This window comes from Algoriphagus sp. (genome assembly GCF_046296635.1).
Taxonomy (GTDB): domain Bacteria; phylum Bacteroidota; class Bacteroidia; order Cytophagales; family Cyclobacteriaceae; genus Algoriphagus.
This window is the reverse complement of sequence record NZ_JBKBKZ010000003.1, coordinates 139,266-160,333: the sequence shown is the minus strand read 5'-3', so window position 1 is coordinate 160,333 and position 21,068 is coordinate 139,266. Positions and strand designations below refer to the sequence as shown.

Genomic DNA, 21,068 nt, shown 5'->3' with positions numbered 1-21,068 from the left:
ATTCGAGTCGAATCAATCACAAACCATATTCGGAAACCTTTCCGTTGATTTTCAAATCAATAACCCCAAGTCATCATTTTGATCCTTAGATTAGGAAATCCTAACTACTAAAAAAAGCTTTTTTCTATATTCAGCTTTAATACTTTAACCCGAAAACAACCCCATCATGTCAACCAATAGAAGAGACTTTCTGAAAACCGGAGCCACAGCGGCTCTTGGGCTTTCAGGCCTTACCTTGATTTCCCCCAAAGTCCTTGGAAAATCCATGGGCTATGTTGCTCCATCTGACCAAGTGAATTTGGCCTGCATTGGCATTGGCAACCGAGGCAATGAAATTATTAAATCACTTCACAAAACAGGACTTTGCAATATTGTAGCGCTTTGCGATGTGGATATGGGTGCCAAACAGACTTTAGAGGTGATGGGGATGTTTCCTAAAGCCAAGAAGTATCAGGACTTCCGCAAGATGTTTAACGAAATCGGAGGTGAATTTGACGCAGTGAGTATTGCTACACCAGACTTTTCGCACTTCCCGGTGACCATGATGGCTTTGGCAGAAGGTAAGCATGTCTATGTGGAAAAGCCTATGGCTCGCACTTTCCAAGAAGTGGACTTGATGATGGCTGCAGCTAAAAAATACCCGAAACTCGCAACACAAATGGGAAATCAGGGTCACTCGGAGGGGAACTATTTCCAGTTCAAAGCTTGGAAAGAGGTCGGTATTATCAAGGATGTCACTGCGATGACTGCTCACATGAACAGTAGAAGGCGCTGGCACGATTGGGATCCCAAGATCACCAAATTTCCAGCTGCCGAACCTGTTCCATCTACTTTAGATTGGGATACTTGGACAAGTCAAGCCCGACCACATCCATTCAATAAAGATTATCACAATGGACAGTGGCGCTGCTGGTATGACTTTGGAATGGGTGCTTTGGGGGACTGGGGCGCACATATCATGGATACGGCGCATGAATTCTTGGATTTGGGTCTCCCTTATGAAGTCAACCCAACCAAGCTTTCCGGACATAACGCCTTCTTTTTCCCGATGTCAACCACATTGGAATTTAAGTTTCCGGCCAGAGGTGCAATGCCTCCAATGGTAATCACTTGGCAAGATGGAATGGACAACATCCCTTCCGTTCCGGACGGATACGGCGTCTCCGAACTTGATCCAAATATCCCACCACCAAGCAATGGACAGATTCAACCTGCGAAATTAAATCCGGGAAAGATCATCTACAGCAAAGAGCTGACTTTCAAAGGTGGTTCACATGGCAGTACACTTTCGATCATTCCGGAGGCAAAAGCCAAAGATTGGGAATCCAAACTTCCGGTAGTACCTCAAAGTCCTTCCAATCACTTTGAAAACTTCCTCAAGGCTTGCAAAGGCGAGGAAAAGACCAGATCATCTTTTGAAATTGCCGGACCGTTGAGTCAGGTATTTTGTCTTGGCGTGATGGCCCAGCAGATGGGAGTGAAATTGGAATTTGATCGGGAGACGAGACAGATCACGAATAATCCGCTTGCTAATCAGGTCTTGGCGGGAATGCCGCCGAGAAAGGGTTGGGAAGAGTTTTATAAGGTTTAGAAGCAAGAGCCGAGAAGAAAGAAGCAAGAGCCGCTGGATTTAGATCTGGCGGCTTTTTTTATGTCACCGCGGAGGCGCCGAGAACGCAAAGTTTTTTTACCACAGAGATCTTTTTGATAAGTAACTCGCAGTGTGACGACTGCATAATTCTGGTCCAAGCCTGCCTGACTGCGAGGCAGGTCTGAAGACTTGAACCACTTGGGAAAATATTCAAAATCTTTGCGTCACTTCGCGTGCTTTGCGGTTACAAATTAAAACCTTCGAGGTTTCGAAAAAACTCAAAGGTTACACCAAAGAAAGGCGTCAGCTTTTTCCTCTGTGAACTTGAAAAAGATCAAGGGTGTCGACTAGTTTAAAAGTCCAAATCCAGGACTGATCCCTCAACCTTTTTTTCTCTGAGATCTCTGTGGTGAAAATCTTTGCGTCACTTCGCGTGCTTTGCGGTTAAAATAAAAACCTTCGAGGTTTCGAAAAAACTCAAAGGTTACACCAAAGAAAAGCGTCAGCTTTTCCTCTCCGTGGCCTTGAAAAACATCAAACGTGTCGACTAGTTTAAAAGTCCAATTCAAGGACTGATCCCTCAACCTCTTTTTCTCTGAGATCTCTATGGTGAAAATCTTTGCGGTAAAAAAATCTCCTTTGCAAAAGTCCTACTCCAGTTTTTCCAATCGCTCCAAAAGCGGCGGGTGCGAATAATTCACAAACACATACCAAGGATGAGGATTGATATTGCTTAGCGTTTTGATGGAAAGGGTTTTCAATGCTTCAGCTAGTGGCTTACCTGCGAAAGTCTCCTTGGCAAACTCATCGGCCTCGAATTCATTTTTCCTACTCAGCCAATTCATCCCAATTCCCAAGATCATCGAAACAGGAGAAAACAGCATCGTGAAACCAATGATATTCAATTCAGCAGACCAAGCCTGTCCACCTAAGGCCATACTCATCGTGGGAGAAAAAATAAACTGAGCTAATAAAAACAACATCAGTCCAACCTGAAGAATTGAAGTAATCATACCCCAGATAATATGTTTTTTCTTGTAGTGCCCTACTTCATGTGCCAGTACTGCCACCAATTCATCAGGGGGATGCTGCTCAAGTAGTGTGTCGTAAAGGACCACTTTTTTCCTTTTTCCAAAACCTGAAAAGAAAGCATTAGCCTTGGAGGATCGCTTACTTCCATCCATTACAAAAACATTATCCAAAGGAAAATCCACTGACCTCGCATAATGAAGGATTTTTGATTTCAGCTCTCCGTCTTCCAAAGGGGTAAGTTTATTGAAGAGAGGTAGGATCCATGCAGTATAAAACAAATTGACCAGCACCATAAATACAGCCGCAATCACCCAAAACTGCCACCAAAAGTGCTCGCCCATCTGATGAATCAACCACAGAAATACCATTAGCAAACCTCCACCCACCAGAATGGAAAGCACATAACCTTTGAGCTTGTCGGAGAAAAATGTGCCTACCGTTGTTTTGTTGAAACCAAATTTCTCCTCAATTACAAAGGTGGAATAATAATCAAATGGCAAACTAATAATATCCGACCCTACAAAGATCAATGCAAAAAATATAAGGGACTTAATGAGCGGAGCAAAGCCAAAATCCCCAACCCAGGTATCGATCACACCAAACCAACCCATGGCGATAAATAAAAATGTAAGGATAAATGAGAAAATCCCTGCTATCAATTTAAAGCGGAAGGTTTCTTTTTGATAAGCTTTAGATTCTTCCAGTTTGGATGGATTAAGATATTCTGAAAGGGTTTCGGGAATTTTTGGAATTGGATTTTTGATATTCAGGTAACCCAGGATTTTACTAACCAAAAATCCAAAAACCAATACTCCGATCAGGAGATATTTCACGCTATCAGGACTCATAGCGTAAGTTAGAATTTAGGACATGGGAGAATGGTGTCTCGACGGGAAGGCTTGCCTTGGTAGCTGTTTGGTAGAGTCCAGGATACACTTAATTCATGTGCGCCTCCTGATTGAATACCCAATTGAGAAACGGTGTAATCAAAGCTGTATCCAATGTTCAAGCCGCTTAATAAATTGACTCCGACCATCATCACGATCGCATCTCGATTACTTTGATTTTCTACAGGCTTGAATGGTAGACCTCGATACCAGAGTCCAAAAACAATTGGCTCAACATAGAAATAAGCTCCAAGGTCCAGTTGTTGAAATGGTCCCTGCTGTTTGTAATTAATCGTAGGAGTAATTGACCGCTGTCTTCTCAAGTGGGTAAAATCACTTCTCATCGAACCCTCTCCGAGATCAATCCGGTAACCTGCATGAAATGAAAGCTTCATCGGAAGGGGACTTACACCATCGATGAAGGATTGATTGGGTTCATTGACATGGTGAGCTGAAAATCCAGCCCACAGATTTTCTGTGAAAAATAATCCTCCAACTGAAAGTGATAACATTCCCACGGGATCTCCCAATCCGGGAATATCAATACCGGGACTTACTGGATCAAAGGGTCTAGCTGGATTTATTTGATTAGCAAATACCAGATTTTCGTAAAAGCCAATTTCTCTTCTAATGTAGCTAGCCTGAAAACCTGGGCGGAAATAAGAATTTTGACCCAATTTCAATTCATAAGAATACAGCGCGGAAATAGTGGTAGATCGGAGTTTCGCTGCACCCTCGGTATCCTGCATAATATGAAACCCTATTCCACTGTTATAATCAGGTAGATAGGTATCATAATATGCGGAGAAGGTAGTGAATTGTGCATCAATGGATGGCCACTGATTTCGGTAATTGAATCCTACCCTACCCGTAAGTTCTCCACCTGCCATTGCAGGATTCAGATACAGTGGGGCTGCGTAATACTGACTATATTGCGGGTCCTGTCCAAAAGCTGCCACGGCTAGGCCAAGCCAACTTGCTGTAAAAAAAACAATACTTCGCAGAGACCGTAACAAGGATTTGTTCGTTTATTTGAATATTCAGTTAGCTTCTAAACGATTCAACCCTTGGGTTGTTTTAGTAAGCAGTCCGAAAAATATGAAAAGCAGGCCTAATTCCATAAGGTTCATTTTAATTTTTACAAGCATCATTTCCCTGAGCATATTCGGAGTTAGTGTTAAAAGCTATTCCCAAGGATTTAATGATAATGAGTGGATCTTCGGATATTGCAGCGGAGGGACTCCAAACAGCTATTTATCTTTTGGAAAGGGTGGCACAGCCAATGTTCAAACTTTGCCTGGAACAGTTTTAATTGGAAAAAATAATAATGCAATTGCAATAGATCCGATCACAGGTCAGCCACTTTTTACTACAAACGGAGTTTTGGTTTACGATAATAGCTCCAATCCTATCCAAGGAAGTGCTCCAGGTCTCAATGGCGATATAGACGGAAGACAAAAAGTTGCCACGGGTTTTTTGGAATATGATCCGGATGGGAATAAGTTGTTTTACATTTTTTATATATCTCCCGGAGGACAGCTGCTTTATTCAGTAGTAGACATGAATGCAGCAGGACAAGCTACAGGAAATCAACGACCATTAGGCGAAGTCACAACAAAAGATCAGGTGATCGGGCCGGCCTCAGGGGCAATTTTAGTAGTAAAAACCTCTTCATCTTCTTCTTACCTCATCAGCTTTAATGGAGGAAACCTGGTCTCCAGAAGATTTGGAAATACTCAAGGAGATTTTACTCAAACAGATACAGAAGGGATCCCTTTTACTCCCAAAGCCATCATCTTTGATGAAGAAAACCGCAGGTTAATCGTCATTTCAGAAAATACTGGGGATGACATCTTGGTAATTCCTTTCGACACAAGTACGGGAAACTTTGGTAATCCAGAACCAATTTCAGGTTCGGGTGGAACTGATGAAATAGGCGGGGCGGATTTTTCGCCAGATGGGTCATTTATCTATTTTTCTAGGGGTAATCAGCTTTTCAGAGTTCCAAGTGCAGATCTCAGCGCAACTCCTGAAGAAATTCCTTTAACCGCAGGATTGAACCAAGTTTATGATATTAAGTCAGGGCCAGATGGTCAACTCTACTATATATACGAAGAAGTGCCGGGTGGTCCCCAACTGATTGGAAGAGTAACAAATCCCGATGAGCAAGATCTAGCTCTAGTCAATGTGGAAGAAGATCCATTTAACGGAACTGACCTCTGCGGAACGATTTTCCCAGTATTTGCTCCAAACGCAGATATTACTCCGGCAATAGATTTCACTTGGAGTCCTGATGCCCCCTGCGCCAATAACCCAGTGCAACTCACCAGTACTATCAAACCTGAAAATTATCAGCCGGTATCTTTCACTTGGGAGTTTAATCCCCCATTGACTGATTCGGATGGCAATCCTCTTCCCGCAGACTTTAATCAAGAGCATTTTTTGGTACCACAAGATGCTGCAGAGGGCACCAGTATTTCGGTTACCCTCACTGTAGAATTTGAAGATGGAAGTTCACTGAATGTCAATAAAACAATTCCCCTTACTGAGAATAACCTAGAGGCTAACTTCACCCCTTCGGACACAACCCTCTGTCTCAGCTGCATTGATTTGGAGCCGCTTCTCCAAGCACAAGCTGCCCAAGGTCAGCAAAATGGTGAGGCACCTCCTGGTGGTGGCGATAATTACGAATATTTCTGGTCAAATAAGCGCAATCGAGGATGGATTAGAAAAGAAGCAAATGAAGTCTGTCTTCCGGGTTTATATTGGGCTTTGGTCCGAGAGCTTGGCTCTGAATGCTATGCTTATGCTGAGATTAGAGTGAAAATCTGGGATTTACCTGATCAATCAAATAACATCTGGTATTTCGGCGATGGTGCGGGTTTGGATTTCAATCCTGATCCAAATGACCCCAATGCTCCTACTCCTAGACCGATAGCCCAACGACATCCTCAAAACATCCCTGCTGGAACCACGACTATCTCCGACCAAGCAGGTGAAGTGCTATTCTTCACGGATGGGAATTCTGTATGGGATCTCAATGGAAACCTGATGGAAAACGGGGATAATATCGGAGGGGATAATTCCTCCAGTCAATCTGTAATTGCGGTGGCGGTGCCGCAACAACAAACCTTATATTATCTTTTTACAACACAGGCCACAGCAAACGGAACAAACACAGTCAGCTACTCGCTCGTCGATATCAAAGCCGGAAATCAAACCGGAGTCGGAAATGTAACGACAAAAGGAAATTTTCTTTTTAGTCCTTCAACTGAGCATTCAGCGGCATTTTCAGGAGGTGACACCACTTGGGTGATGTTTCATGAATTGGGCAATAACACCTTCCGGGCTTATCCGGTATCCAGCCAAGGTATCGGTCGTCCTGTTCTGAGTTCGGTGGGAAGCAATCATGGGTTTAACTCAGGTGTCGGAGCGATGAAATTCAGCGATGATGGAACAAAGCTAGCTGTGACCATTTCAGAGGGAGGATGCAACAAACTGGAGATTTTTGAATTTAATCAACAAACAGGTGCGCTAACAGAATATGCCAGAATCGATCTAGGTTGCAATGGTGATGTCTATGGACTTGAATTCTCTCAGGATTCTGACCGAGTCTTAGTTTCGTATAGAAACGGTGGACCAGGAATAGAAGAATTCATTATTAAAGAGGTAGATCAAAATGACCCTGATGCTGCAACATGTCCAGCTTGCTTTGACACAGCGACTACTCGAGCTCAGCGTGAAGCTTGTATTCTTACTACAAGGAACCAGGTAAGTGGTACAAGCGGCTTAAATCTGGGAGCCCTTCAAATCGCATCCGATGGACAGATTTATGTGGCTGTGGTTGGAGACAATCGCATTGGCCAAATCCAAGTAGGATCTGGCTGCACAGGCACAAGCACCTTCAATCAAAATGCTGTTCAGCCAATGCCTGGAACCGCCAATTTGGGATTGCCTTCCTTTGTTCAAAATTCAGGAAGTTCCATTCCCGAACCAGCACTTTCACTCCCCTTACGACTTTGTTTAGATCCAGTGCTTGGTGCGAGTGGACTACTTGAAGGTGGCGGTGAACCGGATATTGACTCTTATTTCTGGACAATCACCCACGAAGATGGAACTGTAATTCTCAATAACTTCGGAGGTCCCGGTGAACCATTTCAGACTCTGGATCAAATCTTCACTGAACCGGGTATTTATACTGTCGACCTACGGGTGGATAGATGCGGGGATCCGGAATATTTCCGCGCATCAGGAGAGTTGGAGGTTGTAGCTCCACCCACTTTGACATTGGCATCGGATGTGACCCTCTGTGCAGGAAATCCGGTAACTCTTACAGCAATCGACGGATACGATCCGGCAGAAGGTCTCTATGATTTTCAGTGGACAAACGCAGCGGGGCAGATCATCGGCGACGAAAACTCCAACTCAATCATAGTGGATGAGGAGAGCATTTACACTGTTCAGGTAAGCTATAGACTTCCGGGAGGATTAAGTCCGGATGAGGCGGAATTTTTTGAAACATGCCCTTCTACAGCGGAAGTTTTTGCCGGTCCTGCTTTTGAATTTGACCTGACTCAGACAGCAACTGAAGTTTGCTTTGAAGAGACAACTGTAGTATTTGCACCCGACACTCCGATTTCAGGAGAATGGTTCTATGAATTAAATCAAAGTGGAAATCGGGTTGGATTGGGTGAGTTTTTCGAACTGGAGCTCTTTATCAATACTTTACCGGGTCCTGGACAATACGAGATATTCTTTGTAACGGAAGATCCGATTTTGCCAGGATGTACCATAGAAAAGAAATTGGATTTATCAGTAAATGAACTTCCACTTTTTGTAGCCTTACAAACAACTCCAGCTACAGATTGTGCCACTCCTGATGGATCTTTTGAAATCACGATGCAGGCAAATGCCTCGGTGGTGAGGATTCCGGATCTGAATCTTACTTTTTCTAATGTAAGTGCTGGAGATGCAATTCCAGTAAATGCTGTGCTACCCGGATTATACACGATTGAAGCTGAAAATAGTACTGGCTGTTTTTATTCTGCCTCGGTGACTATTGCGAACCTTAATCCTCCAGCGGCATTTGCATTTTCAGTCTCGACTACAGACGAGACTTGTAATCCTTCCGGAGTTGAGCCTGGATTGATCACCATATCTTTTGACAATGGAACAGCCCAAATCGGAGAATACCGCATTGTAAGGCAAGGTGATGGTCAAACATTCTCTGGACCTCTTCCAGGTCAAGCGAATTTTGATGTTCAGGTGCCTTATGGGGATTACTTAGTAGAAGTCCTTGATCCATCCGGTTGCTCGATACCTGATGACCAAGTATATTCTATCGCCCAAAAATTTGAGGTAGTATTCTCAGTTCCCACCAATGTGACCGCCTGTGAAAGTTTTATTTTCACTCCATCTGGTCCTGATCCTTTAACTTACACCGCGACTAACGCAACTGGAAATATCATTTCGGCTGATGCATCGGGAAATTTCACATTTACTCAGACGGGCCTTTACAGCATCCTTGGCGTAGATCCAAATGGTGGGGACTGTCCACGTGAGATCGAAATGAATGTCACGATCACTCAGCCTCTTGATTACGCTCTTTCCGGTCCTTTCGTGGACTGTCAGACTGGAGTTCGCTATGAGGCTATTTTGAATAATGCAGCTCCAGCAGATGTGATTTTCCTTTGGAAAGATGATTTGGGTGTCATAGTAGGAAGGCGTCAAACCTTCGTTCCAAGTCGTGATGGAAATTATACTTTGGAAGTGCAACCCTTGGCAGGTGGACTTTGTCCAACCAACCCAATACCTTTCACCGCAGAAATTCTGACAGAGGCAGTGACTGTGAGTCTGGATGTAGTGCCATTCTGCATTGAACAAACCAGTACAACTATTACCGTGGTGGCTGATTTATCTAAGGTTTCAGAAATTGAATGGTATAGGGTGGTGGGTGGCACTCGGACTCGAATTTTCGCTTTTGATGATTTGCCAATTATAGATGTTTCGCAAGAAGGAACATATGAAGCCTTACTCAGAAGTGCATTTGGTTGTGAACTTGGTAGAGCGAATGGTGTAGTTGCAAAATCAACTATTATCCCTCCGGTAGTGCCTTTGGACGAAATCACCATTTGTGCAATAGAAGGAGTTTCCACTAGTATTGATCCGGGAGTATATGATAATTACAGCTGGATTTTGAATGGTGAGGTGGTTTCGCAAAATGCAATATTTACCCCAAATCTTCCCGGCGACTACGAACTTCGAGTTTCTGATAATCTGGGCTGTGAATACATCGCTACCTTTAAGGTAAATGAAGACTGCAGGTTGCGAATTTCTTATCCGAATGGGGTAGTATTGGGTGATCCAAACCGAAACTTCATTCTATACGCCAATGAATTCATAGACGATATTGAAGTGTTTATTTTCAATCGTTGGGGTGAACTTATTTTCTATTGTGAGCATAAGAATATAGAGCCAAGACAGCCTTTCTGCCCTTGGGACGGAATTGTTAACGGAAATTACGTCCCGAATGGAACATATGCTGTAGTGGTGAAGTTTACCTCTCAAGCTCAAAATATTACCCAAAGCGAAACCAAAGCGATTACGATTATCCAATAGTTTAGTATGCTGATTCTGATTTCACCTGCCAAGACCCTGGATTACTCCATCCCAAATTTCAAAGATTACACACACCCTGAATTTGCCTCAGACATTAAGGCTCTAGTGAATGTTATGAAGAAAAAATCGGCTCTTGACATTTCGAAACTCATGGATGTGAGTGAAAATTTGGCTGCCTTGAACGAAGAGCGATATAAGACATTTCAGAAGGAATTCAATACTGATAATTCAAAACAAGCGTTGTTAGCTTTCAAAGGAGATGTGTATACCAAAATTGATGTAGATAATTATTCTCAGGTCGAGTTTGATTTTGCCCAAAACCACCTGAGGATTTTATCCGGACTCTATGGACTTCTTAAACCTCTCGATCTGATTCAACCCTACAGACTGGAAATGGGCACACGCTTAGTTACAAAAAAAGGAAAAAACCTATACGAGTTTTGGGGCACAAAAATAGCTAAAGCAATAAAAGAAGCTTCCAAAGGGGATACAATCATAAATCTTGCCTCTCAGGAATATTTCAAAGCAGTTGAATTAAATACGCTAAAAAGCTCGGTGATCAACATCCATTTCAAGGAATTCAAAAGTGGTAAATATCAAACTATTGGTCTTTTTGCAAAGCAAGCAAGAGGAATGATGACCGATTTTGCAATAAAAAATAAAATAATTGATCCAGATATTCTAAAAACCTTCAATCAAGAAAATTATGAATTTTCTACCGAGCTAAGTAATAATAAAAACTGGTTTTTTATTAGATAAACTACAATAAACAGGCTTTAAGTGTGGAAATGATTTTCAGCTAATTTTTTTGAGGAAGGTAAAAGGATTACCTTGGAGGAATAAAAATATTGCTGCCCTAGTCCCCTTAATAATTTTGAATTCAAAGCTATTAAAATCCTCACTTTTCACCGGATTATTAATTCTGGTGTTAGTTTTTGCTAAGGGAGCAATAGACTCTCTTAGTGGGAGATTTTTGGGTTCAGGTCTAGTCAATGTGAATGATCCGGATATCACAGGTCCTGACAGACTTTGCATTCAGTTTGGAAGCGTGATAGGAGAATTTTCAGGAGGGGGAAACGCCGTGACGGATGTTTATGATTGGAAAATTTTTGATGCAACGGGTAAAGAGTTTTTCAGCAAACAAGGAGGATTTCAAACTATCTCTGCAACTTTTAAAGATCCAGGAGCTTATCGAATCGAATTAATAGTAAGCCGAGCCTCCATTCCATTTCCCAAAAAGACAAAAAACATAGTCGTACAGCCTGCTCCGAGTGTCAAACTGAATCCCAGCTATCAACTCTGCGGTAGTGATCCACTCGAACTCAATGCTATTGATCCACTGACTCCCACATTAGCACTTTTCAAATTTGAATGGAAAAATGGCGCAGGAGCGGTCATCGGAACTAGCAACAAACTTACCGTCACCACTCCAGGAACGTATACTGTTGACTTTTTTTCTCAATCAGTTGGAGGTTTGCAAGATTGTTATCGATCGCTTAGCACCACGATCATCGATTCATCCATTTTTGATATAATCGCTGAGGGCAATAGTATCTGCCCAAATGAATCTTTAAAGTTTTCTACCGAGCCAAACATCTATGGAAATTGGTATCTAAAGAAGATAGGAGAACCTTCTCTTAATTTTATTACTTCGAGTAGTTCGATCACAATTTCTCCAAATTATTTATCAAGTGGGACAGGTAATTATGAGGTCGTATTCGAACTGATTAATTCCGATGTGCCGGGTTGCGTCATTCAAAAGTCAGCACCTTTGGCTTACTTCCCATTGCCGGATTTTGAAATTCTTGATCCCATAGGTGCGAGCGATTGTAATGTGGCAAATGGATCAATTCGGGTCAGAGCACTCACTTCTATAGATTTTATTACAATAGAAGAGACCAAGTATACAACTCCATCACTATCACCCGGTCAAATATTTGAAATTCCTAATCTTGAATCGGGGGCTTACAGCCTATTGAGTTATTTAGGATCCTGCTCCAATGCTTACGCAGCCATAGTGCCAATAGAAACCACTCCCCAACAATTAGAATACGATCTCATTGATTTTCTAGGTGAATCATGTACAGATACAGGTAAGGAATTAGGAAGTTTTATTATTCAACTAGCAAATGGACCTACTGATGGGCATTATCGTGTCCTAAATGAAAAGGGAGGAGTAGCTAATTCTGGAAGTTTTTTGAATCAAAGTACTATACCTGTTCAGATTCAAGGTGGAACTTATGTGTTTGAATTGCTTAATCTCGATAGTTGTACTGTTCCTAAAAAAGAATTGATTCAAATCAAGGGGAAAAATCAAGTCCAGTTTTCAATTCCTAAGGAATTATTCATTTGCCAATCCTTTGAACTTGTACCGGAAACAAGTCAGGATCTGGAATTTACCCTCATTTCTCCAGATGGCACAAAAGAAACCAAACCAGCTGGAGAACCTTTACTTGTCCAACAAGCAGGACTTCATCAACTCGTTGGAAGTCCCGCCTCAGCAAGTGATTTATGTCCCACACTCACAGAATTCATGGTAACTTTGGTGGATCCGGTAGTTTTCGAACCGAAACTTGTTCAAGAAGATTGCTTTGGAAATAGAACGTATGAAGCTGAGATTTTTGGGCGAGACCCAAAAGATCTCAACTTCACTTGGTTTAATGAAAAGGATGAAATTGTCAGTGAGGGAATACAATTAGTCCCGATCTCAACTGGCCTGTTCAAACTTGACGTGCAGCCCAAAAATTCTGAAGCTTGCCCTATACCCCCAATCGAATTCCTCATAGAGGATCCGGTGCTTGAAGTGGAAGTAAGCCTCATGGCAACTAAACTCTGTGAGCTTCGACCATCTTCCACCATTACTTTAGAGACTACTTTTCAGGATCAGGTGACGAATATCGTCTGGAGAAGGTTTAGTGAGTCAGGAGAGATTATACTGCTTCCCCAATTTGATGATCAAACAGAAATCACGGTGGACCTGGAAGGTATTTACGAGGCCACCGTTTACAGTATAATTCCACAAATTGGTAAGGATTGTGAATTGGGCAGAAATTCGATTGAGGTGGATGTCACTCCTAACCGGGTAGCTTTTGATATCCCTGACCTACTTTCCGTTTGCGAAAGCTATAATTTCTCTCCTACGACTATTCAGAATCTGACTTTCATCGTCACTTATCCAAGTGGAGAGATAGTCACTAAAACTTCCGCACAGACTTTCCTTCTTAACCAAAGCGGAACTTATACATTTTTTGGTTTTAACCCGGATCCATTGTCTCCACTTTGTCCAGATGAGCAAGTGATAGAGGTTACAATCAATAAAAAAATCGAATTTGAACCTGTCCTTATAAGTGAATCCTGCGATGGGGTTAAAACCTATCAGGCGGTATTGACCGGTACAAACCCCTCGGATGCGGAATTCAGCTGGCTAAATGCCCAAGGCATTGAAGTTGGAAACGAAGAATACTTAATTCTTAATGACTTTGGAAGTTTTGCATTAGATGTGCAACCAAAAGGCAGTCTGCCCTGCGATCAAGACATAAAAGTTTTTGAGGTGCCTCAACCTATTTTAAATGTGAGTGTAACACTTATAAAAGAACCCTTTTGCCCCGACTCTCCTTCTGCTACACTTTCAGTGGAAACTGATTTCAGTGCCATTGATAAATTAGAGTGGTGGTTTACCAATATCTCCGGAGTTGAATCACAACTCACATCTGAATTGAATAAACGCGAAATCTTAGCCGTAAACGAAGGGACTTACGAAGCAAGAGCGATTAATCAATTTGGCTGTGTGATCGGATTCGACCTTGCTTTGATACTCCGTAGCACCGATTTGGTAAGACCCACAGTTGAGGAGATTTATCAGATTTGCCCGAGATATGAAATAGCTCCCCAAATTAATCCCGGTAGCTTTGCTAGCTATGCATGGTACTATGATGATAATTTGGTTTCTAGCTCACCCATCTATAAGCCTGTTCAAATTGGAGCCTATAAGCTGATCGTTATTAGTAGCGAAGGATGTGCTTATGAGACTTCATTCATCACTGAGGAAGAATGTGAACTAAAGGCAATGTTCCCGAATGCAATTCAGCCGGGAAATCCTGAAAAACCATTTTTGATTTACACCAACTACCTCATTGATGACCTTGAAATCTGGGTTTTCAGTAAATGGGGTGAAGTTATCTTTCATTGCAAAAATTCCGGGCTTTTGACCGAGGAGTCAACCTGCCTCTGGGATGGCTATTACAGAGGGGAAAAATTACCTCCTGGTTCCTATGCCTATCGGATGAACTTTATAAATAATGAAAAGAACATTACCAAAGAGCAAATGGGCTCTATCTTGGTGATCAACTAGTTTTGACGACCGCCAAAATTAAAGGGCCTAATTATAGGCTATCCTGCCATAAGCTAATTTAATAACTCAATTGGGCTGGATGCCTGCCTACCGGCAAAGGCAGGTCCAGTGACCGGAAACCGGTGGAGCCTAACATTAAGTGTTTTCGGGTTATATTAAGCCTATTCAAAGGATACTGGCAGTTTTCCTATATACATATAAAGTGTTTTATAAGTATACTAAATCCCTTATAGAAGGAGGATTCTAAGACCCAAAAATCTAAGCGGACAGCATAAAGCTGATTCAAAAGCATCATTTTTCGGATTAAAACTAGCTTCTTTTTGGCACCTTCAAAACAGGCACAATATCCTTTCAAGGAATTATTTCTACCACGGGAAAGCTAAATCCTTTTTTTTTTCTATTTTGAACCGTTTCAAGCACTAGTTTAATTCAACCCAAAAACCAAATCACGCTCTATGACTCAAACCATCAATCGCAGCGCCCTTTTCAATGCAAGTTGTCTGGCGCTAATCACCACCGCTTTCTCGTTCTCAATTCGAGCCGGTATTCTCCCTCAATTGGGTGATTCATTTGGCTTATCTGCTGAGCAATTAGGCTTCATCAACTCCATGTGGTTTCTCGGATTTCCGATTTCCATGATCCTTGGAGGTCTGTTTTACCATATTGTTGGTCCAGCCAATATTATGCGAATCGCCTTTGTCACCCATACTTTGGGTATCTTATTAACCATTTTTGCAGACGGATATACCACGCTATTGATTTCTACTTTGTTTATAGGATTTGGAAATGGATGTACAGAGGCTGCTTGTAATCCTATGATTGCAGATATGTACTCTGGCACTACGCTTAATAAAATGCTAAACCGATTCCACATGTGGTTTCCAGGAGGAATCGTGTTGGGTAGCTTGGTGTCCAAGTTTTTGACAGACGGTGGTTTTGCATGGCAGACTCAAGTTTGGGTGATGATGATTCCTACAGTTGCTTATGCAGTATTGTTCTTTGGTAAAGCATTTCCACAACCGAAAGTGGAAGGAGTAACTTCTGTCAGTTCCAACTTCAAAGCTATGCTTAGCCCAGTGTTCATATTCTTATTTATAGCTATGGCGTTCACTGCAATTTCCGAATTTGGCCCTCAGCAGTGGGTTGGTTTGATCATGGGTTCTAGTGGTGCTAGTCCAATGTTGATTTTGGCACTTACCACAGGAGTAATGGCTGTAGGCCGTTTCTTTGCAGGTCCGGTGGTAAAAGCCCTTGGCCAAACCGGTGTCTTGCTTGGCGGTTCAATTTTCACAGCAATTGGTATATTCATGTTTAGCACAGTCACGGGTCCAATGGCCTATGTTGCAGCTGTGATTTTTGCTATTGGGGTTTGTTATTTCTGGCCAGTAATGGTTGGTGCAGTTGCGCAGCGAGTTCCACTCTCCGGGGCATTGGGAATGTCCATCATCGGCGGGATTGGGATGTTTTCCACTGCGATCTTCCAGCCCATTATTGGAGGTTGGATCGATACTTCAAGAGCTACTTATGGCACTGCAGGACTTGCAGGTGATGCTTTGGAATTGGCAGCAGGTCAGGAGACACTGCAAAAAATGCTGCTCTTTCCTGGAATCCTGATTGTATTATTCATCATCTTCTTTATCTGGCAAAAAGGCTCCAAGCCAGTGGTTGCTACCGCACATTAATTCAATTCACAAAAGCAGCCTTTGGGCTGCTTTTTTTTGCTTCAATTATGAAAAAATCAATCATCTCCTTCTTTGCATTTCTTTTGGCTTTCAGTTCAAATGCTCAAAAAATCAATGGCCCAATTCAGGTTCACCCTGAAAATCGATATCTGATGACTTCTGAAGGTAAACCGTTTTTCTGGTTGGCTGATACAGCCTGGGAACTCTTTCATCGTCTCGATGAAAATGAGGCAACGCTATACCTTAATACCAGAAAAGAACAAGGATTTAATGTAATTCAGGCTGTGGTTTTAGCTGAATTGGATGGAATACATACTCCCAATGCGATTGGAGACCGCCCATTCCTGAATCTGGAAAACTGGGAATACAATGAGGCTTATTTCACCCATGTTGATCGAGTCTTGGACTTGGCTTTAGAACGTGACATTCACATTGCCCTACTCCCTACTTGGGGAGACAAGCTTTTCAAAAACTCATGGGGCACAGGTCCGGAAATATTTACTCCCCAAACTGCCTACCATTATGGGAAATGGATTGGACAACGGTATCGAGATCGAAAAAATCTAGTTTGGGTACTTGGAGGCGACAGAAATCCACGGGATAACTCCCAAGACATCGAAGTCTGGAATCAAATGGCAAAGGGAATCCTCGAAACCAAGAATCCTCAAAATCCTATTTTAATCACTTTTCACCCTCAGCCTGCCAATCCCGGAGGAAGCTCAAATTGGTTTCACCAAGCTGATTGGCTGGATTTCAACATGCATCAGACTGGCCATTGCCCCAATCAGCCTACCTATGAGAAAATTGCTCATGACCTGAGTCTTTCACCCCAGAAACCTACCATCGACGGGGAACCAATGTATGAGGAACATCCCAAATGTTTCAATGCAAAAGAGCTTGGATACAGTGAGGCGGCGGACATCCGAAGGATCATGTATTGGAATGTTTTTGCCGGAGCAGCAGGACAGACATACGGGTGTCACGCAGTTTGGCAGATGTTTGATTTGGATAAAGCGCCCATCAATGCACCTTTAAAACCCTGGCATAAATCAATGGATCTTGAAGCGGCTAATCAGGTTAAGCATCTGAAAAATCTTGTGCTCAGTCGCACTTATTTTGACAGGATTCCTGACCAAAGTTTGATTGTGGGAAACCAACAAGACGATGATTCCTTTGTATCAGCAACTCGTGATACAAAGGGAAGGTTTGCAATGTTCTATTTTCCTGACGGAAAAAAGGTCTCCATCGATTTGAAAAATCTTGTTGGCGAAGCATTCAAATTGACTTGGATGGATCCTAGAACCGGTGTTGAATTTCCAGGTATTGAAGGAACATCAGTTTCAAAAGGAGTTCCTTTGGAAGTGGCGCCTCCAAGTTTCGGGAGAGGAAATGACTGGGTTTTGATAATTGATTCTATGGATTAATTTCCACAGGAATAGCTCGAATATTCATCAGCTGGGATTGACCAAAGTTTGCCTTCATCATCACGATAAGTAATGGTCCCGGTAGCTTGTAGAATTTCGATATCCTCCTGAGTTGTAATAGTACCACCATTTGCTAATTGAATGGTGCAGGGTCCCTTCTCACGCTTGACATCGAACAAGTCTTCGCAGGAGGATATAAGAATAAAAATCAGAAGAAAATAAAATCGTCGCATAATCAAATTAACAGCCTAAAATTAGCCTAAAAAACCATTTGGAGCAATTGGGGAAATGGATTGGTTATATAGTAAATCAAAATGATTTGGGACTTTCAAAAGTTGGTTTGGTAATACAAATATTCAATCCTGCATACGGTACTGATTGCAGAATTTCCTCAATGTTAAAATATCAGGGGATTTTAGGGAAACTTTAGGTGCTTGGAAACTGGCTCGTCGATAAGGAAGTCCTTGGCCCGAGGATTAAAGCTTCGGGCTTTTTTGATGTGAGGAAATTATTTCGTTGACCCTTAACATCGTCCCAGGTGTGTGTATAACACCCCTCTTTATAAATATGATATTTTCAGACGCAATAGGGAAGCAAGCTTGGGAAATGATCGAAATGATGGATTTACCGTCTGGCAGTTACACATCTCACCACTGGTATGGAGGAACAAATCTATCCCCCACTCCTACTACAGGATCCGTCACAATCATCAAGAAAAGTGTAGACCAGAACTACATTCAAGGAACATTTGAAGGGGAGGTTTATAAAACTGGAACAAAACCCCTTCCAAGTACCCGATCAAAGGAAGCTTTGCTGGGAAATACTTGAAAAACTGAACAAAACGAGAACACTTATAAGTTGGACCTTCCTGTAGTAACGCTTGGAGGAAGAGTTGGAAATATGCTCCAGTCTTTGCCGGCTATAAAAAACGAAACCCGGAAGTGTGATTTCTCAGGGACGACCGGGAATAAGATGATACAAACTTACCATAAGTTCCCATAAGTTCCCAATTTTTTACTGATTTTTACACATACAGCTCAAACCACTTCAACTATTATCTCAATGAAGTTTTCAGAATTCGAGAGTATCATTGCTCCCACAAGAATGAATCGTTACCTCCTCGCTTGTGGTGGAGATAGCAAAAAAGCTATGACTCTTTATCGCAAAAACCTCAAACTTTCTCAGGAGATGTTTACCGTGATAAGCTGCTTTGAGGTTGCTCTTCGAAAAAGAAAAAATTGACCAACACTACACAAATAAATTTGGACCTGACTGGTTAAGAGACGCAGCCTCCCTAGGAGGCATGTTTGCTACTCAAAGTTGCAGGTCAACTGCTCAGGTGGTTTACGACGAGGTTTTAAAACTCAATGCTCATTATTCTCACCCGAAACTAGTCGCAGCACTTGGCTTTGGCTTTTGGAGATATCTATTCTCTGACCATCAATACCGAGCAGGAGGGCAAGATCTAATAAACATTTTCCCAAACAAGCTTCCGAGTACACCCTCCATTGCATACAACGCAAAATACATCTTCAATGAGCTGGCGAAAATAAACGAGATCAGGAATAGAATCGCTCATCACGAACCCATCTGTTTCGTCACAAGATCTCCAGTGAAGGATACAAACTATGCAAGACAACACTACCATCAAATAATTACGCTCTTTCAATGGATGGACATCGATGAGTCCGCTCTTCTGTATGGCTTGGATCACATCATAACTGTCTGCGGTGAAATTGACAGCCTTTAATCTAAGCTACTTTTTTCACCTCCTCCCCTTTACCTTTCCACCGAAAACCCTATTTTTAAGCATCCAAATATGTTGCCGGAGACCCGTTTAACCGGATCCTGTGTCACTGATTTTTCCAACCGACCAGACCACCAACGCCAAACAGGTTTTCAAAGAACCCAAAACATCTTATGTCTGAAGATCAAAAACGTCAACTGGAAAGTCAGCTCTGGGGAATCGCCAACTTGCTGAGAGGAAAAATCTCCGCTGACGATTACCGGGACTACATCCTGGGCTTCATCTTTTACAAATACCTGTCCGAACGACAGTACAACTACGCCAACACGCTACTCGAAGGGGAGGCCGTGGAGGATTATCAGGAACTGAAAGATCCTGAATTGCTAGACGCAATCAAGGAAGAATCCCTTCAAACGCTAGGATATTTCCTAAAACCAGATCAGCTCTTTTCGGCTATCGCTGCGAAAGGAAATTCCGACACCGAGTCTGAGAGCAACTACATTCTGGAGGACTTAAAGTCTATCCTCAACCACATCGAGCAAAGCACGATGGGTACGGATTCGGAGGAGGACTTCAACGACCTGTTTGATGATTTGGATCTGAACTCTACCAAAATCGGTAGAACCGTGGCTGCCAGAAATACGATCATCGTCCAAATCCTGAACTATCTCAACAAGATCGACTTTCGTCTGGAGGACATCGAGTCTGATGTACTTGGAGACGCTTACGAATACTTGATCGGTGAATTTGCAGCAGGTGCGGGAAAAACAGCGGGGGAATTTTACACTCCACAGCAGGTTTCGAAGATTCTGGCAAAAATCGTCACCACAGGCAAAGAAAAACTCAAATCGGTCTATGATCCGACCTGTGGATCAGGATCGCTTCTACTCCGGGTAGCCAAAGAAGCCAAGGTCAGTGAGTATTACGGGCAGGAAATGACCCGGACTACCTACAACCTGGCTCGGATGAACATGATTCTCCACGGGGTTCACTACCGGGAATTCAGCATCAAGCAAGAAGATACGCTGGAGCATCCGCAGCACTTGGACCAGCGATTCGAGGCAATCGTGGCTAATCCCCCATTTTCCGCACACTGGAAGGGTGATGCAAATCCAATCTATCAGAACGACCCCCGATTCAGTCAATACGGCAGGCTTGCACCCAAAACCAAGGCAGATTTTGCCTTTATGCAACACATGTTCTTCCAACTGGCCGACAACGGCATCATGGCAAGCGTCTTCCCACATGGGGTGCTTTTCAGAGGAGCAGCCGAGGGTATGATCCGGGAGTACTTGATTCGGGAGCTGAACGCACTCGATGCGGTGATCGGACTTCCGGCAAATATCTTCTATGGCACATCAATTCCCACTTGCATCGTAGTCTTGAAGAAATGCAGGGAGCAGGACGACAATGTGGTCTTTATCGATGCGAGTGCACACTTTGTAAAAGAGGGCAATCAGAACAAGCTTCGTGAATCAGACATCGAGCTGATCGTGGATACCTACCGCAAACGGGAGACTATCGAAAAGTACAGCTACGTGGCTACCCTTCAGGAAATCGCTGAAAACGACTACAACCTGAACATCCCACGCTATGTGGACACTTTTGAAGAGCAGGAAGAAGTCAACCTCGATCAGGTGGCCGAGGATCTGAGAGCCTTGGACTCAGAAATGAAGTCAAACGAAGTGTCGCTGATCGGCTTCTGCAAGCAGCTTGGAATCTCAACGCCTTTCTAA

General features: G+C 42.8%; 12 protein-coding genes. 9 read left to right on the top strand and 3 right to left on the bottom strand.

Annotated elements, in window-relative coordinates; genetic code table 11:
* Nucleotides 1–166: 166 nt before the first annotated feature.
* Nucleotides 167–1,591: a Gfo/Idh/MocA family oxidoreductase gene (locus ACK4HU_RS04080; RefSeq protein WP_409803569.1), complete on the top strand. Its 1,425-nt coding sequence runs from the start codon at nucleotides 167–169 to the stop codon at nucleotides 1,589–1,591.
* 650 nt (nucleotides 1,592–2,241) lie between these two features.
* On the opposite strand, the gene ACK4HU_RS04075 is transcribed toward ACK4HU_RS04080, so the two are convergent.
* Nucleotides 2,242–3,471 carry a M48 family metallopeptidase gene (locus ACK4HU_RS04075; RefSeq protein WP_409803568.1) on the bottom strand — a complete coding sequence of 410 codons (1,230 nt, stop codon included), beginning with the start codon at nucleotides 3,469–3,471 and terminating at the stop codon, nucleotides 2,242–2,244.
* An 8-nt stretch (nucleotides 3,472–3,479) separates the two neighbouring features.
* Nucleotides 3,480–4,514 (bottom strand): type IX secretion system membrane protein PorP/SprF, encoded by a 1,035-nt coding sequence (locus ACK4HU_RS04070; RefSeq protein ID WP_409803622.1) that lies wholly within the window; start codon nucleotides 4,512–4,514, stop codon nucleotides 3,480–3,482.
* A gap of 94 nt (nucleotides 4,515–4,608) precedes the next feature.
* On the opposite strand from ACK4HU_RS04070, the gene ACK4HU_RS04065 reads away from it, so the two are divergent.
* From ACK4HU_RS04065 to ACK4HU_RS04045, 5 genes are all read left to right on the top strand, one after another.
* Complete coding sequence (locus tag ACK4HU_RS04065) at nucleotides 4,609–10,128, top strand: gliding motility-associated C-terminal domain-containing protein (RefSeq protein ID WP_409803567.1); 5,520 nt, start codon at nucleotides 4,609–4,611, stop codon at nucleotides 10,126–10,128.
* A 6-nt stretch (nucleotides 10,129–10,134) separates the two neighbouring features.
* Nucleotides 10,135–10,887 (top strand): peroxide stress protein YaaA, encoded by a 753-nt coding sequence (gene yaaA / locus ACK4HU_RS04060; protein WP_409803566.1) that lies wholly within the window; start codon nucleotides 10,135–10,137, stop codon nucleotides 10,885–10,887.
* A 115-nt stretch (nucleotides 10,888–11,002) separates the two neighbouring features.
* On the top strand, nucleotides 11,003–14,479 hold the full coding sequence (locus tag ACK4HU_RS04055; RefSeq protein ID WP_409803565.1) for a hypothetical protein: 3,477 nt from the start codon (nucleotides 11,003–11,005) through the stop codon (nucleotides 14,477–14,479).
* Nucleotides 14,480–14,934: 455 nt separating this feature from the next.
* Nucleotides 14,935–16,161 carry an MFS transporter gene (locus tag ACK4HU_RS04050; RefSeq protein WP_409803564.1) on the top strand — a complete coding sequence of 409 codons (1,227 nt, stop codon included), beginning with the start codon at nucleotides 14,935–14,937 and terminating at the stop codon, nucleotides 16,159–16,161.
* 47 nt (nucleotides 16,162–16,208) lie between these two features.
* On the top strand, nucleotides 16,209–17,585 hold the full coding sequence (locus ACK4HU_RS04045) for a glycoside hydrolase family 140 protein (RefSeq protein ID WP_409803563.1): 1,377 nt from the start codon (nucleotides 16,209–16,211) through the stop codon (nucleotides 17,583–17,585).
* Here the strand turns inward: ACK4HU_RS04045 and ACK4HU_RS04040 are convergent.
* A complete protein-coding gene (locus ACK4HU_RS04040; RefSeq protein ID WP_409803562.1) occupies nucleotides 17,582–17,818 on the bottom strand; it encodes a hypothetical protein in 237 nt (78 codons plus the stop codon). The genes ACK4HU_RS04045 and ACK4HU_RS04040 overlap by 4 nt on opposite strands.
* Nucleotides 17,819–18,152: 334 nt before the next feature.
* Here ACK4HU_RS04040 and ACK4HU_RS04035 point away from each other — a divergent pair, with 334 nt between their 5' ends.
* The 3 genes from ACK4HU_RS04035 to ACK4HU_RS04025 all read left to right on the top strand — a co-directional run bounded on the left by ACK4HU_RS04035 (nucleotide 18,153) and on the right by ACK4HU_RS04025 (nucleotide 21,068).
* Nucleotides 18,153–18,413, top strand: a complete 261-nt coding sequence (locus tag ACK4HU_RS04035) for a hypothetical protein (protein ID WP_409803561.1) — start codon at nucleotides 18,153–18,155, stop codon at nucleotides 18,411–18,413.
* Between the two features lie 388 nt (nucleotides 18,414–18,801).
* Nucleotides 18,802–19,335, top strand: coding sequence for a CAAX protease (locus ACK4HU_RS04030; RefSeq protein WP_409803560.1), 534 nt, complete (start codon nucleotides 18,802–18,804; stop codon nucleotides 19,333–19,335).
* Between the two features lie 170 nt (nucleotides 19,336–19,505).
* Nucleotides 19,506–21,068 carry a type I restriction-modification system subunit M gene (locus tag ACK4HU_RS04025; RefSeq protein ID WP_409803559.1) on the top strand — a complete coding sequence of 521 codons (1,563 nt, stop codon included), beginning with the start codon at nucleotides 19,506–19,508 and terminating at the stop codon, nucleotides 21,066–21,068.

Excerpts from the sequence above, each read along its gene's own strand:
- ACK4HU_RS04080 (WP_409803569.1), top strand. The coding sequence starts at position 167 with ATGTCAACCAATAGAAGAGACTTTCTGAAAACCGGAGCCACAGCGGCT.
- yaaA (WP_409803566.1), top strand. The coding sequence starts at position 10,135 with ATGCTGATTCTGATTTCACCTGCCAAGACCCTGGATTACTCCATCCCA.
- ACK4HU_RS04050 (WP_409803564.1), top strand. The coding sequence starts at position 14,935 with ATGACTCAAACCATCAATCGCAGCGCCCTTTTCAATGCAAGTTGTCTG.
- ACK4HU_RS04040 (WP_409803562.1), bottom strand. The coding sequence starts at position 17,818 with ATGCGACGATTTTATTTTCTTCTGATTTTTATTCTTATATCCTCCTGC.
- ACK4HU_RS04065 (WP_409803567.1), top strand. The coding sequence starts at position 4,609 with ATGAAAAGCAGGCCTAATTCCATAAGGTTCATTTTAATTTTTACAAGC.
- ACK4HU_RS04025 (WP_409803559.1), top strand. The coding sequence starts at position 19,506 with ATGTCTGAAGATCAAAAACGTCAACTGGAAAGTCAGCTCTGGGGAATC.
- ACK4HU_RS04035 (WP_409803561.1), top strand. The coding sequence starts at position 18,153 with ATGATATTTTCAGACGCAATAGGGAAGCAAGCTTGGGAAATGATCGAA.
- ACK4HU_RS04045 (WP_409803563.1), top strand. The coding sequence starts at position 16,209 with ATGAAAAAATCAATCATCTCCTTCTTTGCATTTCTTTTGGCTTTCAGT.
- ACK4HU_RS04075 (WP_409803568.1), bottom strand. The coding sequence starts at position 3,471 with ATGAGTCCTGATAGCGTGAAATATCTCCTGATCGGAGTATTGGTTTTT.